This is a genomic window from Vibrio kasasachensis, from assembly GCF_050337565.1.
GTDB classification, from domain to species: domain Bacteria; phylum Pseudomonadota; class Gammaproteobacteria; order Enterobacterales; family Vibrionaceae; genus Vibrio; species Vibrio kasasachensis.
In genome coordinates this window covers 300,522-315,803 of the sequence record NZ_JAKJTB010000008.1, presented here as the reverse complement: position 1 = coordinate 315,803, position 15,282 = coordinate 300,522, and the positions used below count along the sequence as shown (strand labels likewise).

11 protein-coding genes are annotated in these 15,282 nt (G+C 42.0%); 3 read left to right on the top strand and 8 right to left on the bottom strand.

The features are described from left to right. Positions 1-5: 5 nt before the first annotated feature. From L4C38_RS01855 to L4C38_RS01845, 3 genes are all read right to left on the bottom strand, one after another. Positions 6-854 carry a CheR family methyltransferase gene (locus L4C38_RS01855; RefSeq protein ID WP_428795816.1) on the bottom strand — a complete coding sequence of 283 codons (849 nt, stop codon included), beginning with the start codon at positions 852-854 and terminating at the stop codon, positions 6-8. A 1-nt stretch (position 855) separates the two neighbouring features. Further along, positions 856-4,980 carry a response regulator gene (locus tag L4C38_RS01850; RefSeq protein ID WP_428795815.1) on the bottom strand — a complete coding sequence of 1,375 codons (4,125 nt, stop codon included), beginning with the start codon at positions 4,978-4,980 and terminating at the stop codon, positions 856-858. 293 nt (positions 4,981-5,273) lie between these two features. After that, positions 5,274-6,173, bottom strand: coding sequence for an AraC family transcriptional regulator (locus tag L4C38_RS01845; RefSeq protein ID WP_428795814.1), 900 nt, complete (start codon positions 6,171-6,173; stop codon positions 5,274-5,276). 588 nt (positions 6,174-6,761) lie between these two features. Between L4C38_RS01845 and brnQ the strand changes: the two genes are divergently transcribed. Further along, entirely contained in the window at positions 6,762-8,066 is a 1,305-nt protein-coding gene (brnQ, locus tag L4C38_RS01840) for a branched-chain amino acid transport system II carrier protein (protein ID WP_428795813.1), read from the top strand. Between the two features lie 170 nt (positions 8,067-8,236). Here brnQ and L4C38_RS01835 read toward each other — a convergent pair whose 3' ends face one another. The 4 genes from L4C38_RS01835 to L4C38_RS01820 form a co-directional block, all read right to left on the bottom strand. Beyond that, complete coding sequence (locus tag L4C38_RS01835; RefSeq protein ID WP_428795812.1) at positions 8,237-8,635, bottom strand: hypothetical protein; 399 nt, start codon at positions 8,633-8,635, stop codon at positions 8,237-8,239. Positions 8,636-8,785: 150 nt separating this feature from the next. After that, complete coding sequence (locus L4C38_RS01830) at positions 8,786-8,914, bottom strand: hypothetical protein (RefSeq protein ID WP_428795811.1); 129 nt, start codon at positions 8,912-8,914, stop codon at positions 8,786-8,788. A gap of 192 nt (positions 8,915-9,106) precedes the next feature. After that, positions 9,107-10,393: a hypothetical protein gene (locus L4C38_RS01825; RefSeq protein ID WP_428795810.1), complete on the bottom strand. Its 1,287-nt coding sequence runs from the start codon at positions 10,391-10,393 to the stop codon at positions 9,107-9,109. A gap of 439 nt (positions 10,394-10,832) precedes the next feature. Then, positions 10,833-11,642, bottom strand: coding sequence for a sulfite exporter TauE/SafE family protein (locus L4C38_RS01820; RefSeq protein ID WP_428795809.1), 810 nt, complete (start codon positions 11,640-11,642; stop codon positions 10,833-10,835). 596 nt (positions 11,643-12,238) lie between these two features. On the opposite strand from L4C38_RS01820, the gene L4C38_RS01815 reads away from it, so the two are divergent. Beyond that, a complete protein-coding gene (locus L4C38_RS01815) occupies positions 12,239-13,216 on the top strand; it encodes a DUF1852 domain-containing protein (RefSeq protein WP_428795808.1) in 978 nt (325 codons plus the stop codon). Positions 13,217-13,244: 28 nt separating this feature from the next. Then, positions 13,245-14,279, top strand: a complete 1,035-nt coding sequence (locus L4C38_RS01810) for a methionine synthase (RefSeq protein WP_428795807.1) — start codon at positions 13,245-13,247, stop codon at positions 14,277-14,279. A 99-nt stretch (positions 14,280-14,378) separates the two neighbouring features. Here the strand turns inward: L4C38_RS01810 and L4C38_RS01805 are convergent, their stop codons facing one another. After that, the gene (locus L4C38_RS01805) at positions 14,379-15,266 is read right to left on the bottom strand and encodes an SDR family oxidoreductase (protein ID WP_428795806.1); all 888 of its coding nucleotides are present in this window, start codon (positions 15,264-15,266) and stop codon (positions 14,379-14,381) included. Positions 15,267-15,282 lie beyond the last annotated feature (16 nt).

Sequence of the window (15,282 nt, the reverse complement as noted above, 5' to 3'; positions counted from 1 at the left end):
GCTCCTCAATCATTGCGAGTGATACGCCTCTTGCGATAAATTTTCTCTCGTTCACACACCAACTCAAATTTGTTTGCTATATCAGCGAATCTTAGACTCTCTTTTGAGCCGAGACATAGAAAACCGCCAGGCACTAAGCTGTCATAAAACAGCTGAAAGACTTTATTTTGCAACTCACGGTTAAAATAAATCAGTACATTTCGGCAGAAAATAACATTCATTTCACCAAAAACGCCATCGGTTGCTAGATTATGAGGCGTAAATAAAACTCTCTCACGCAGACGATTTTGCATGATCACATGGTCATAATCGGCGGTGTAATAATCCGAAAATGAATTCGTTCCACCAGACGCTTGGTAATTAGTCGTGTACTGGCGTACTAAGTCCATCGGGTAGATGCCTTTTTGGGCTTTCTCCAAAATAGCCTCGTTAAAGTCCGTCGCGTAAAGCTGTGTTCTATCCGTCATACCTTCTTCTTCAAGTAGGATACTCATCGAATAGACTTCTTGCCCAGCCGAGCAGCCGGCATGCCACACTTTGACAAAAGGGTAGGTTTTCAAATGCGGAAAAACCACTTGTCTTACTTTCTTATAGAACCAAGGGTCTCGGAACATCTCAGTGACATTTATCGAAAGATCGAGCAATATTTGCTCAAAAAATCGTGGCTCATAAATCACTTTATGCTGCATTTCAGAGTAGTTGCTCATCCCTTCTAATGCTCTGCGGTACTCAAGCCGACGTCGAGTATGCGCAACCGAGTATTCCCTAAAGTCATAACCATACTTCAAGTAAATAGCTTCAAGAAACAGCTGTATCTCTAACTGTTCGTCATCAAGGTTAATACCATATGTCATATCAGTACAACCACACTCTCATCATTGAAATCAGTTTATTGGTATCAATCGGTTTTGCTAGGTAGTCACTCGCTCCCGCTTCGATACATTTACTTCTATCCCCCTTCATCGCTTTAGCTGTCAAAGCGATGATCGGCAGTGATGTGTATTTTTTCTGTATTCTGATGCCCTGCATCGCTTCGTAACCATCCATTTTGGGCATCATGATATCCATCAAAACCAAGTCAATATCGGGGTTATCTTTAAGCTTATCTAAACTTTCAATACCATTTCGGGCGATGGTGACATTCATCCCTTTATCTTCCAGCACATTGGAAAGAGCAAAAACATTTCTCATATCATCATCAACTAAAAGAATATTCTTATCTTTCAGTATTGATTCTTTATCATGTACCGCTTTAAGTATGTTGCGCTGCTCAACGGGCAGTTCTGCTTCAACACGATGCAAAAATAGGGCCGACTCATCAAGTAACCGCTCTGGCGATTTCACCCCTTTAATAATGATACTTTCTGCATACTGATTAAGTTGACTCTCTTCTTCCCGAGAAAGCTCTCTACCGGTATTAACAATGATAGGGACTCGTGCGGCTGTTTCACTGCGACGAATTTGCTCAAGTAGATCAAATCCTGTCATATCGTCTAAGCCAAGGTCGAGAACCATGCAGTCATAGCTGTGTGCCTCTAACTCCGCAAGTGCCTCTTTACCTGATGATACGTCGACGATGTGCACATCATCTTCACCAATCAATTGTTTGATACTATCTCGCTGTATATCGTCGTCTTCGACAACCAGTAGGCGTTTCACTGGTTTGGAGATAATATTTTCGATACTTGAGAAAGTGCTATCCAGCTTTTTCATATCGACTGGTTTGGTCAAATAACCAATTGCGCCCATGCGCATGGCATCTAAATTCGCATCATTAGCCGACATGAAGTGGACCGGAATATGTCGAACAGCAGGATTATCTTTAAGCCTTTCCATTACCGTCCAACCATCTATCCCTGGAAGCCCAATATCCAAGATGATTGCACTTGGTTTATAGTATTCAGCGAAGTGCAAACCTATCTCGCCAGTTTCAGCGACAATACACTTAAAGCCTCTCTCCCTACCAAAATCACGCATTACGCCAGCAAAAGCCCGATCATCTTCGATGATGAGCAAGGTTCGATCTTCTGCAATGATACTTTGACGATCATCATCTACGTAGCTGTCATTTCGAGGGAATGGGGTAGTCGAGCTAGGCTCTAATGTCTGTATTGATTGAATCTCTCCTGCTACGTTTTGACCCTCAGTCGCTAGAGCGTCATCAGCAAGCTCCTCTCCTAGGCTACCTTCTTGAGGCACTATTTTGACTACAGGAGTCAACGAGGATTCAGTGCTTCCACCCTCTTGCTGTTTATTGACGTACGCTAGCGGCAGAACAATGCTGAAAATACTGCCTTTGCGCTCCCCGCTCTTGAGTAAAATCATGCCGCCAAGCAGATAGGTGAGTTCTTTAGATATCGATAATCCTAACCCAGTACCACCAAATTTTCGGCTAGTACTACCGTCGGCTTGTTGGAAGGCTTGGAAAATGGCCAACTGTTGCTCTTCTTTAATACCAATCCCATCATCTTTTACATGGAAAACAACCAAAGATTCCCTTGGCTTATTCATTCGCTCTGCAATCTCTGCCGATGGCTGTGCCATGCTGAGTGATACCGATCCTTCGTGGGTGAATTTGATGGCATTAGTTAGGAGGTTACGCAGGATTTGCTGCAGTCGTTGTGCATCGGTTTCAATGCTATTGGGTAAATTGCTCGCTATTGATACTGAGAAATCCAACCCTTTATCGATAGCGATGTCATTGTAGAGGCGACGAATATCTTGTTCGATTGCCGTGAACTCAACATCTTCAATGTGAAGTTCAATTTTCCCAGCTTCAACTTTGGACAAATCCAAAATCTCGTTGATCAGGGAAAGTAGGTCCGAGCCCGATGAGTTAATCGCCTTGGCCGATTCAATTTGTCTATCGTTTAAATTACCGTCTTTGTTGTTAGCGAATAGTTGTGAAAGAATCAAAATACTATTGAGCGGTGTCCTTAGCTCATGTGACATATTAGCAAGAAATTCAGATTTGTATTTACTCGCTATTTCAAGTTCTTTCGCTTTGTCTTCGACAATTTGTTGTGCGCGATTTAACTCATTATTTTTGTCGAGCATTTCGATTTTTTGATCTTCTAATGCTTTGGTTCTTTCTTCTAATTCTTCATTGGTCACACGCAACTCTTCTTGCTGTGCTTGCAGTTCTGCTTCTGACTCTTTAAGTACCTTGGTTTGCTCTTCGAGTTCTTCATTCGTCACTCGAAGCTCTTCTTGTTGGGTTTGCAATACCCGTTCAGATTCTCGTAGTGCTGCCGCCTGCTCTTCAAGATCATCATTGGCTTGAGTTAAGTTCAATTGTTGTTGCTGTGATTGCTCTAGCAACTTGCCTATCATTTCGCGAGCATTAGCCGCATCAAAAACCACTGCGGCATTGGCACATGCTTCGTGAACATAACGTTTTTGCAATGGAGTGAATGGAGTTAACGAACCGAGCAGCATTACGCCAATCAAATGAGAATCCGTCACTAACGGAATCGACATAAAATTAGATGGTGTCACCTCCCCCGCACCATAATTTAGAGAAGGAGCATTGTGAGTGATATCGGAATAAGCAATGACTTCCTGCTCCATCGCTGCTTGTCCAACCATCCCCTCACCAAGTTCAACCACGTTAAAGTTGCCACTTCTATCACTAAAGGCATAGCTCGACGTTAAAGTCAGTTGTTTACTTTTTTCATCGAATAGATACAAGGCACCAAGTTCACCATTCATGTGCTTAGTGAAGAAAGAGACAAAACGTTTTGCCAACTCTGATAGCGTTAAATCACCTCGTAATTGGTCATCTAAGCTTTCTTTACCAGTATTTAGCCAGTCAAGATCTCTCAACTGCACCGCCATATCATTTAAAGCCTTTGACAGTTGTCCTAACTCATCTCGGCGTTCAAGTTGGAGTGTTGAATTTAACTTTCCGGACGCAATGTCATTAGCAAAGTCCATTCCTTGCAGTAATGGCTCGGTGACCGACTTAGCAAATTTCATTGCGACGAAACCGACAAATGCTACCAGTATCAGTGACGCAAAGAATAAGGCGACATAAAGAAAATAAATCGGTTTGGTGACTTCTTCTTGATCGATTTTAGAGATCATATACCAGTTGTGACCCGGCACCGGTATTTTGCGATAAGCAATTAGTACATTATTACCAGCACTATCAACATACGTATCGTAGCCACCGAGATCCCCTGCCACTTTAGCGTCACGCCAGTAAGGCAAATCACGTTGCAAACGGAAACCAACCACAAACTCCCCATCGCCCATCGACATGACATCACTTCTCAGTTCAAATTCCCCCGTGAGACGATCAGTGCCAATTAGGTATGATTCACCCGTATCGCCTAAGCCAACACGTGAATCGAGGATTTGATTAATTAATGCAGGGAGAATTTTCACCACAACAATGGCGCTAATATGATCATTGCTAGCGATAATGGGCACGGCAATATAAGAGACTTGCCCTTGATCATATTCACTAAAAGAGAAATCTGAATAAACCGGTTTTCCAGTTAGCTCAACTTCAGACCACGCTCTGCTCAAGGCAAGATCCATCGCTTTATTGGCTATGAGAGAAGTGCCCACACGTTGGGTATCACCGTGGGAATAGATAATCTCACCCTCATTTGGGCTGAGTATCAGTAGATCGCTATAACCAAAATTACGAATGAACTTTCCGACAAGTTGGTTATAAGCTTCCACCTCATGACTATCGTCTTGTTTCTTAATACTCGCTAATAGTGACAAAGAAGAGATTTGCTCACTGGCAGAAAACATCTCGATATCTATGATTCGTTCAAGAAAGAACGCTTCTATTTCATTACTTCTTAGTAATTGAATCGCACTTAATTCATCAAATGATTTCTCAACGAGTGCTTTTGAAGCGATCTGCCCATTAAACAGCGTCGCAACGAGTAAAGGCACAACCCCAAAAAAAATTAAAATTGAGACTAATTTGGTTCGAATTCGAATGTCAGAAAACTTAGGCATATAAAAAATAATGATTTTATTAACAATTAACTCAAATTCTTGCAAAGCAACAGCACATTCTCAATTACAGAACCATCTCATTTTGATGTGTATCATACGAATTCAAAAAACATTGCCAGAAGTTTTGCGCTTGGACTCGTTTAGAAGAAAAGAATATGAGGAACAATGAATAGATATCTGCTATTAGCTGAATAAACAAGCACGTACTTTTCGTGCATGAACTGCCGTATATTAATTTTCTCCTTTAAATTTAGGTTATGATTAAAAAGCCTACGAAAGGTAGGCTTTTATGGTTACTTGATTGCAGTACAAAAGCTGACATCCGCATGCTGCGTTTGCGGATCAAAGCTGTGATAAAGCTCGAAGCACGGGCGATCATCACTTTCAATGCCTGACTCAATCACTTTACCCATCAAATCGTCCCACGCCTTCGAATACAAATTAAACCCGGTGATCTGTTGACGCATCACCGCATACTGACCACCAGGAAAATCCTGTAATTCAATGCCACTTGGGACTTCTGTTCCTTCCGGAACCATCAAGCATATATCAGTGCGACACTTATCATTAGGGGTGATTTCTGGGTTGTCATGATAAATAAATATGCAAGAGTTGCCTGCGAGTCCTTTCATTCCAGCCCATTGATAGAGGCGACCACTAGGCTCTTCATAACCGACTCCATAAGGACCGGTTACGCGAACGTAAGCAAGTATTGATGGTTCAAAATGTTGCGTTTCCATTGCTGTGCTCCATGTGAAAAGTTCAGAACCAGTATATGGATTGCCAGCGTCCACTTCGTTTCCAATCTTGCGCAATGAGTGTCCAATCTTGCTGTTTCGCGTCAGTTCCGAAAACTCGCTGTAGTCATCGCAATCACGAAACGCTGTTGGTGTTACACCGAAATGCTGCTGAAAAGCTTTGGCAAGGCTTTGAGAAGAAGAAAAACCAAACTCCAGCGCAATATTGAGCACGGGTCGCTTGGATTTGAACAGTTCATCCGCTGCGGCTTGCAGCCTTAAACGTCGGATGAAATCTGCCAATGTTTCACCCTGGACCGCTTTAAAAGTACGGTGGAAATGATAAGGAGAAAAGTTTGCTAACGCAGCGACTTCAGGCAGGTTAAGTGGTTGGTTAAAGTGCTTTTCCAGATAGCGAATAACGGGCACTAGTCGCTTTTGATAATCAACGCGCATAACTTTACTCATAGTTGTTTGATTAGAAAATAGCCTAACCGATCCAAACTGAGTTTCAATCTGGTAAGGGTAAAGTTGGGATTAGAAAGTAATCTTTTACTAACTCACATTCATCACTTCTCATTATCTACTGATTCCATTGCTTACGTTATTCCAACAATGCTGGTATTTATATTGACTAACATTGTTAATAGAATGAAAAGTCATTTACTCCAATCCTATTGCTCGTAGTCAGTTAAATAAACTATTAATATATCAATCACTAACCATATCAACTTAATTCCTGTTTTGGACTTGTATCAATAGCTAGATCTTGGTTAGGGTAAAGAACACCAAGGCAAACGTATCCCTTGGTAATATCTCACTATTAAGGGTCATTCATGTCAGCAACTGCGCAATCACAATTCGCTTTAAAACGCCCATCAGGCGTTGCTGCTTCGATCCTCCTGCTCTCTCTGAAACTGATTCAGGGCTGACAGGCTAAATCTAAAATTTCTGTCGGCTTGATAAGAAGCTGACAGGAATACCACATGATCTTCTCTCCTATTCCTTTCAGTTTCTTCCAAGCGAAACTTAAGAGGAATAACAATGTTAAGCGCACGCAACATCGCCGCCTTAGGCTTTATGACTTTCGCCATGTATTTAGGCGCTGGTAACCTTATCTTCCCTCCATTTTTGGGTTATCAAGCAGGTGAGAACTTCCTGAGCGGAATGTCTGGCTTCCTCTTAACTGGAGTGGGTCTACCAGCAATGGCACTGGTTATGGTGGCTATCGTAAACGGTTCTGACAAATTAACCGCAGCGCTACCAAAGCCATTAGCAACTAGCTTCTGGGTAATGCTATTTATCGTGATTGGCCCTGCATTCGTGATCCCACGAGCGATTACCGTCGCTTACCAATTTAGCTTTGCACCAATTTTCGGTGAGGCAGCACTGGTCCCGTTTACCATCGCATTTTGTGTTATCACCATTTTATTCGCACTTTATCCAGGCAAGTTAATCGATAACTTAGGCAAAATATTAACGCCGGCTTTAATGGCGATCTTGCTCATTATGTCTGTGACTGCTTTGGTTTACCCTACGGGCGAGCTTACTACGGCAAGCGGTCCATACGTAAACGGTGCGTTTGCAGAAGGTTTGACTCAAGGTTACATGACAATGGATGCACTTGGCTCAATCGGCTTTGGTTGGATCATCTTTCGCGCTATTCGTAGTATGGGTGTGGACTGCCCGAAGGCGACGGCAAAGTACACACTTATTGCTGCTTTGATGTACGCAATCGCAATGGCGTTTGTTTACATCTCACTGTCTTACATCGGTTCAACAAGCGCTTACCTAGGCTCTGAGTTCAGTAATGGCGGCGACATTTTAACGGCATTTACTTTTGCTCATTTCGGCACATTTGGTTCTGTATTGTTAGGTGCAGTCATGGTACTTGCTTGTTTAACAACCGCGATTGGCGTAACCACCGCAGGCAGCGAGTTCTATGACAATACCTTTAGCAAAGTGAACTACAAAGCTTGTGTCATCACCACGATGATCCTTGCCGGCTTCGTGGCTAACATCGGTCTAGAACAGCTACTGACTATCACATTACCGGCGGTTGTCGTGTTGCATCCCGTCGCCATTGCACTGATGATCATGGCACCAGTTCGCAACAAGATGTCACAAGTGATGGTCGTCTTAACCGCCTTTACCGCACTTGTCTTTGGTTGCGTGGATGCTATACATATCCTTGGTTACATGCCAGAAGCTACCGACCTATGGTTAAACCAAAATATGCCGCTATACCATTACTTCGCCAGTTGGATTGCTCCAACCATATTGATGGTGTCCTTGGGGTTGGTGCTGTGCAAATATGCCTCTAGCCAGCCATCACTAGTGACAGAATAGCCATTTCGTGAAGTGATAAATTGATTATAAAAAAGCGCTAGCAAACAATACCTTGCTAGCGCCTTAACTATTTTAAACGCCATATTACTTATGATGAATATGGATAGCGATTAAAGATGAGATAGCACATTACCGCTTTCGCACGCTGGCTAACGCGTGCACAGGCTTAATTATTGCGCTTGGTTTGACTCATCGTCTTGGATAACGCAATCGGTGCAGATTTGTAACGCAATTTCATGCTCAAATACTGCTGCATCGTTACCTTCTGCCAATAATTCTGCTAATTCATCAGCCACTTCTTTCGCATCTTCAGCTTCAACTTGATTAGCTAATTCTTCTTCTGCGTAACCGTAGAAGTTTAGCAACAAGTAATCACGCGCTTCAGCTTCAGTACAAGTTACGTTCACTGAAAAATCTGTCTCAACGTTACCTTCCGCAATCGTCGCAGCCACTTGCGCTAGAACGTCATCTTTCATTGCTTCAGTTAACCAACCAAGATCAGTGTTCACTGTGGTTTTTTGACAGTTAAAACAAGGTAGTTGATGGAAGTAGTATTGAAAATCAGTCATAGGAAATATCTTCTTTGAGTTTTATATAGCAAGATTATGCGCGTTTTCGAGCAAAATACTATCTCTAAGGGCTTTTGATGATTGTATGACTCTGATTGATTTCGCGTAGAGTACAGATCGGAGCTGACACCTAAATAAAACAAAACTCGGCTACAATCCTTTAAATAACACTCCACGGCGGTATCCAAGGTAATGCTTGTGCTCTCGCATGATATTAAAGGACATGCTTTCATCTAACCCTAGCACTTCTGGGCTTTCTAAGTCTTTATAAATCGTCACCTTGCCACCATCGTCAAATGATATCCAGCTTGGTCATATAAAACGATAACAACTTACAAAAGTATGGCGTAATGTGAGCCAAGCCAACAAAAATACGGACGGTACTGAGTGATGGGTGAGGTTCAGGAGATCAAAACGAGATAGCCAGAGCAGAGCTCTCTGCTCTGGCTATTCACGGTTCACTAACAAAGATTATGCTTCATAATGAGACAGTGGCAATTGACGGATTTCATCCAAACGCCATGCGCCTTTTTCATATATGAACACGAGAGTATGAAGCGCATCTCTAAACTCATACCTTGTGGTTGAGTCGGGCAAAGCATTATTAAACTCAACTTGAATGGCTTGATAACCTTTGGCTGGCGAAATTGTGCCACCTAATACCGAAGGTAACGCCATCACTCGACTTAACGCTTTATCTGTTTCGCGATCAAGCGGTAATTCTTGCTTTTTAAAACGCTCAGAAAATAGCGCAGCGAACTTCTGCTTGTCTTCCGCATTGGTGTAAGCAGAGATAGTCCAATTAGCTAAAACGAGCTCAAAAGTACTTTTGGCCTGGGTTAAATTCGAAAACGGTATAGCCTCATCATTGGAAAGAAAAACCTCGGCAGCGCGATCCGCCTGTTGAGTGCTCTCTTTCAACGTATCAATAATAGCTGGGGCAGCAACACCGTTCTGCTTGCTCAATCGAGCAATCATTTCATCAATCTTTTTCTCTCGCTGCGGCCAAGTGTCGTTTCCATCCATCAGTGATTTCAACTGTTCTGCATAGCCTTCAACCAATGGTAACAATTCTGCGTCTTTATCGATCTTAGTGCCCATTGAGCTTCTGAAAGTTTCTTTAAATACACCAATTTTCACAAATCGTTCGCTAAAAAAATAACGGCTCGATCCACTATAAGGATCAACCCCAATGGACGAATTTTCAATTTCAGTAATCGAGGCAAGTTCTATTCCTGCACCGTACAAGGCTTCTAATTTCGGGTTATTTTCCTTAAAAAAAGCTCTTCGTGATTCTTTTCCTTTGGGAAAAGTACTTTGATATTGTTGCGCGAAAGATTGCAATTCAGGAGAGGCTTGAATATGACGGCTGGCATAGTAGCCACAACGATTCTGACAAATGCCATTAATAAGCGAAGAAGCAGCATCGAGATGAAGTTCTTTAGTCTGAATGAAAGCTAATGCATGGTAGAGGTAGTCTGGCATCTCACCACTTCTATCGATGAGGTATACCTTATTATTCGGTGATACCCGCGCAAAGACGGCAAGATCTTGCTTACTCGCGCAAATTGAGAACTCACGGCTCGTGATAGGAAAAGTAGTATTGTAAGTAGCAACCTCAACGTTCTCTAAACTGACATGTTCTGGCACTTTGCCACTGATACGCACATCACATTGTTGTGCAGCCGCAACATGGTGAAAACCACTTGCCATAATAATGGCGAGCAAACCGAGTCTTTTTCCAACGCGATTTTTCATAAATATCCTTATTCAAGTAAAGCCGTGCGATAACACTAACGTCCATTTGCGCATCTAGTAGCACGTGATTCTACGGCATCAAATAATAGCCATACAGCAAGGAAATCAATTTTCTTACTGTAATCATCGAGAATGAGGGATTACTCCGAAGAACGACGATTTTCTCCTCTATGTTTTCATTCAAAAACCGTCAAATAGTGTTGTGGTACGATGAATTTGGTCACTTAGTTGGAGGGGATATCTGCATCCCATAAGTTAACAGTCGGCATTATGAAAAAACGAACATAGCGTCGCCAATGACGCCAGAACGAATTGAAATTCGCGAGTTGAAAAAGAAATTGGCAACGTTGATAAAAAGGAACTTCGCAAGCGACATCTGTAGCCATTAATTTCCCTTCATTAATATCAATCAGGCAGCTCTATACTCATCACCCGTATTTTAATTAATAGCCATATTAACCGCGATAACTAACAACAATGCTGCGAAGATCTTTTTGATCGTAGCAACAGGTAAGTAATGGGTCGATCTAGCACCTAACGGCGCAGTAAACCAAGATGTGGACACAATACCGAATAAAGCCGGTAAATAGACAAACCCAGCAAACCCCTCTTGCAAAGAAAAATGACTGCTGCCTGAGCTGATGTAACCTATTGAACCGAATAAGGCGATGACAATGCCACACGCGGAGGCACATCCGATGGCTTTTTTCATGTCGACAGAGAAAAACGTCAACAAAGGTACTAAAAGAGCACCGCCACCAATTCCTATCATGGCAGATAAGCCACCAGTAATCGTTGTGAAGATCGTTAATAGACCTTTGTTGGGTATTTTACGTTCTTTCGGTGAGTCATTTTTACTGCTTAGAAACATCTTTATGGCGATAAGAACAACACTCACAGAAAACACCATTCTAACCACTTGTTCCGGTAATAACGCCGCCATAAAGCCACTGATTAGCGCACCAAAGGCAACGCCTATCATAACCCAAGGCGCGAGATCCCATGGGACATTACCATTTTTATGGTGCGCGATTGCTGAAGATGTTGAGGTAAATAATATCGATGCCAGCGAAGTGGCTATCGCAGCAACGACGACTTGCTCTGGCGGTAACACCTCAAAATAAAGCAAAATACTGCTCAGGACAGGGACAATAACCAACCCTCCGCCAATGCCTAATAACCCTGCCAAAAAACCAACGCCACTCCCCAGTAGTGCGCAGTATATAACCAATAATAGCAATTCACTCATCCAGTTCATCTCTTAATATAATTAAGTGGATATAACACCACATATACCCAAGTAACCTCAAGATGCGTAGTTCAGCGAGAGTTGTTAGGTTTGCAGGCAAGGCATCGATTTGCAAATCTAGTCGCTCTAAATTAAGAATCGATAACGTAGTCTGCGAACCTAACAAACTCGCCCTTCGGGAGCCTGTCACTGGAACCATATTCTCGTCAAACAACTAGGAAATAGATGGCTATTCCACGTCGTTGTTTTCCTTAAACTGGAGCCAGTGACAAGGCTCTGAATCCTGCGTCTTGAAGTCACTTGGGTATAAACGTATTTATGTTCGCACCAAGCCAATTAATATAACTGACAGCAACTTAAATATTCAAACTTATAGAACGTGAATATTTCTCATGTTGACTATGAAGTGAAAGAATTTTTAATCACCCCCTCTTCAACGTATAAAACAAATCATACCGCAAATATTTAAACACACTCACTTTCGACGTTTTATTAGTTAGCAGACAAGAAAATTCGTTGGAAAATATAATAATAACCCATATTAAAAGTAAGTGTTTAATTCAGCTTTCACTTCAGGAACAGGTTAACAATTCACCATGAATAACGATTTCACTTTTGCTATAAAAAGCGTTTGTCTTGATGAAAACTATCACCCTTCAGACAGCACTCGCATTACAACTAACTTTGCTAACTTGGCTAGAGGCAACACCCGCCAAGAGAACCTGCGCAACGCTTTAAAGATGATGGATAATAGCTTTAATGCATTAGCACATTGGGATAATCCTAATGCCGATCGTTACTCTGTCGAACTTGAAATTATTTCCGTTAATATGGATATCAAAGACGGTGATTATTCATTCCCATCAATTGAAATATTAAAAACAAATATTGTTGACCACAAAACAAAAAAACGTATTGAAGGTATTGTAGGGAATAATTTTTCCTCTTATGTCCGTGATTATGATTTCAGCGTACTGCTACTCAATCATAATAAAAACCAGCCTAAATTTAGCATTCCTGATAATTTTGGTGACCTACACGGTAAGCTGTTCCAATATTTCGTTAATTCAAACGCTTACAAGAATAATTTTAATAAGCCACCGGTTATATGCCTTAGTGTTTCAGATACCAAAACCTATCATCGCACTGAAAATCAACATCCAGTTTTAGGTGTTGAGTATCAGCCAAATGAATCATCTTTGACTGAGCAGTATTTCCAAAAAATGGGATTGCAGGTTCGTTATTTCATGCCACCAAACAGTGTTGCACCATTGGCGTTTTATTTCTTTGGTGACTTGCTTAATGATTACACGAGTCTTGAGCTCATAAGCACTATCAGCACGATGGAAACGTTCCAAAAAATCTACCGCCCTGAAATTTATAACGCCAATGCGGTTGCCGGAAAGTGCTATCAACCAAATTTGAAAAACTTAGATCATTCGTTAACTCAAATTATTTATGACCGAGAAGAGCGTAGCCAGCTAGCTATCGAGCAAGGGAAATTTGCGGAAGAGCACTTCATCAAACCATACCAAAGTGTACTTGAGCATTGGTCTGCGAATTACGCTGTTTAATTAATGAACATCAAAAACAGAATCTATTATGAAAATACTACTACCTACGTCAACGGCTGGCAGCCTTCCTAAGCCCTCTTGGCTTGCACAACCTGAAACCCTTTGGTCACCTTGGAAATTACAAGATAAGGCGTTAATTGAAGGCAAGCACGATGCTTTACGGGTGTCATTACATGAACAACAACTATCGGGCATTGATATTGTCAGTGATGGCGAACAAACACGCCAACATTTTGTGACGACGTTTATTGAACACCTCAACGGCGTGGATTTCGAGCAACGTAAGACAGTTAAAATTCGCGATCGCTATGATGCGAGTGTACCAACAGTGGTTGGTGCTATTTCTCGTCAAAAGCCCGTTTTTGTGGAAGATGCCAAATTTTTACGCCAGCAAACCAAACAACCGATTAAATGGGCTTTGCCAGGCCCTATGACTATGATTGATACGCTGTTTGATGACCATTATAAAAGCCGTGAAAAGCTCGCTTGGGAGTTTGCCAAAATTCTCAATCAGGAAGCGAAAGAGTTAGAAGCAGCTGGTGTTGATATTATCCAATTTGATGAACCTGCATTTAATGTATTTTTTGATGAGGTTAATGATTGGGGTATCGCGACTTTAGAAAGAGCTATTGAAGGGCTTAAATGTGAAACTGCCGTGCATATTTGCTACGGCTACGGTATTAAGGCCAATACCGATTGGAAAAAGACGTTAGGAACAGAGTGGCGACAATATGAACAGGCTTTTCCTAAACTACAAAAATCTAATATCGATATCATCTCGCTAGAGTGCCACAACTCCCATGTCCCACTGGATCTACTTGAACTCATTCGAGGCAAAAAAGTGATGGTCGGCGCTATTGATGTCGCAACCAATACCATTGAAACCCCAGAGGAAGTAGCTGATACCCTACGCAAAGCACTTAAGTTTGTCGATGCCGATAAACTCTACCCTAGTACGAACTGCGGCATGGCTCCTCTACCCCGCTCAGTCGCAACAGCTAAATTAAATGCTTTGAGTGCTGGCGCAGAAATCATCCGCAAAGAGCTCTCACACTCGTATTAACGGATACGGTGACGAGAAAATGAGTGGCAGATCCTGACTTTGCCACTCATTACTTTTGGCATATCAAACAGGCAAACTAACTACAAAATAGTAACCAGTTTACTTATTCACTACAGATTCAACGACCCGCCTTTGATAGCAGGCTAAAAAATGGTCGCCAATTCTTTGGTCACCATAGCGAGGGGCGATGGCATCGTTACCTAACATGGTTAAAAAGAACTCTGGAGGGCCTACCCATTTTTCAGGCAGTTTAGCAAAAAGCCAAAGTAAGGTTCGGCGAAACACATCAGGCACTGAAACAATTGAGCACGGTTTCTTCTGAGCTTGAAAAGCCAATTGAGCCAGTTGATTAATGGATAGTATCTCTGGGCCGCCAATATCATATTCGTTCTGCTCTAACTTAATAATATTTAAACAAAACTCAGCTAGATCCTCTCCTGAAATAGGGTTCAATCTCACTGCACCGTGACCAAACTGATAGATCTTTCCTTTCTCAGCCATACGATAGAACTCTTCCAAATCGGCAAAAAATCCATTCGGTCTGACAACACACGGAGATAAGTGTTTGGAACGCAGAAGTCGTGCTGAAAATTTCTCTTTAGCACTCAGCAATCGTACTTGAGGGTAATCTTGCGCTTTAAATGCTGAAATATAGATAAACCTTTTTACCCCTGCACTTTCAGCTTCTTTCAACACATTTAGGTTCGCTTGATAATCGACATCCATGTAGCCTAAACCATCTTGCTGACGTGTAATTCCTAAGCAAGAGATAACAACATCGACACCGTTGCAAATACCATTCAGCTGACTGGGATCAGTGACTTGTGCTTCAACAATTTGTGCTCCAGGTACGCCAATAGATTCTAGCTTCTTCTTGTTTCGTGCGAGCGCGACGAAATTTTGATTTTGGTCTTGCAACTGTCTAATGATGTGCATGCCCAAATACCCCGTAGCGCCCACCAGTAAAATCTTTTGTGATGTTGTCATCTCATGCTCCTTACCA

Excerpts from the sequence above, each read along its gene's own strand:
- L4C38_RS01855 (WP_428795816.1), bottom strand. The coding sequence starts at position 854 with ATGACATATGGTATTAACCTTGATGACGAACAGTTAGAGATACAGCTG.
- brnQ (WP_428795813.1), top strand. The coding sequence starts at position 6,762 with ATGTTAAGCGCACGCAACATCGCCGCCTTAGGCTTTATGACTTTCGCC.
- L4C38_RS01850 (WP_428795815.1), bottom strand. The coding sequence starts at position 4,980 with ATGCCTAAGTTTTCTGACATTCGAATTCGAACCAAATTAGTCTCAATT.
- L4C38_RS01835 (WP_428795812.1), bottom strand. The coding sequence starts at position 8,635 with ATGACTGATTTTCAATACTACTTCCATCAACTACCTTGTTTTAACTGT.
- L4C38_RS01810 (WP_428795807.1), top strand. The coding sequence starts at position 13,245 with ATGAAAATACTACTACCTACGTCAACGGCTGGCAGCCTTCCTAAGCCC.
- L4C38_RS01815 (WP_428795808.1), top strand. The coding sequence starts at position 12,239 with ATGAATAACGATTTCACTTTTGCTATAAAAAGCGTTTGTCTTGATGAA.
- L4C38_RS01805 (WP_428795806.1), bottom strand. The coding sequence starts at position 15,266 with ATGACAACATCACAAAAGATTTTACTGGTGGGCGCTACGGGGTATTTG.
- L4C38_RS01825 (WP_428795810.1), bottom strand. The coding sequence starts at position 10,393 with ATGAAAAATCGCGTTGGAAAAAGACTCGGTTTGCTCGCCATTATTATG.
- L4C38_RS01820 (WP_428795809.1), bottom strand. The coding sequence starts at position 11,642 with ATGAGTGAATTGCTATTATTGGTTATATACTGCGCACTACTGGGGAGT.
- L4C38_RS01845 (WP_428795814.1), bottom strand. The coding sequence starts at position 6,173 with ATGCGCGTTGATTATCAAAAGCGACTAGTGCCCGTTATTCGCTATCTG.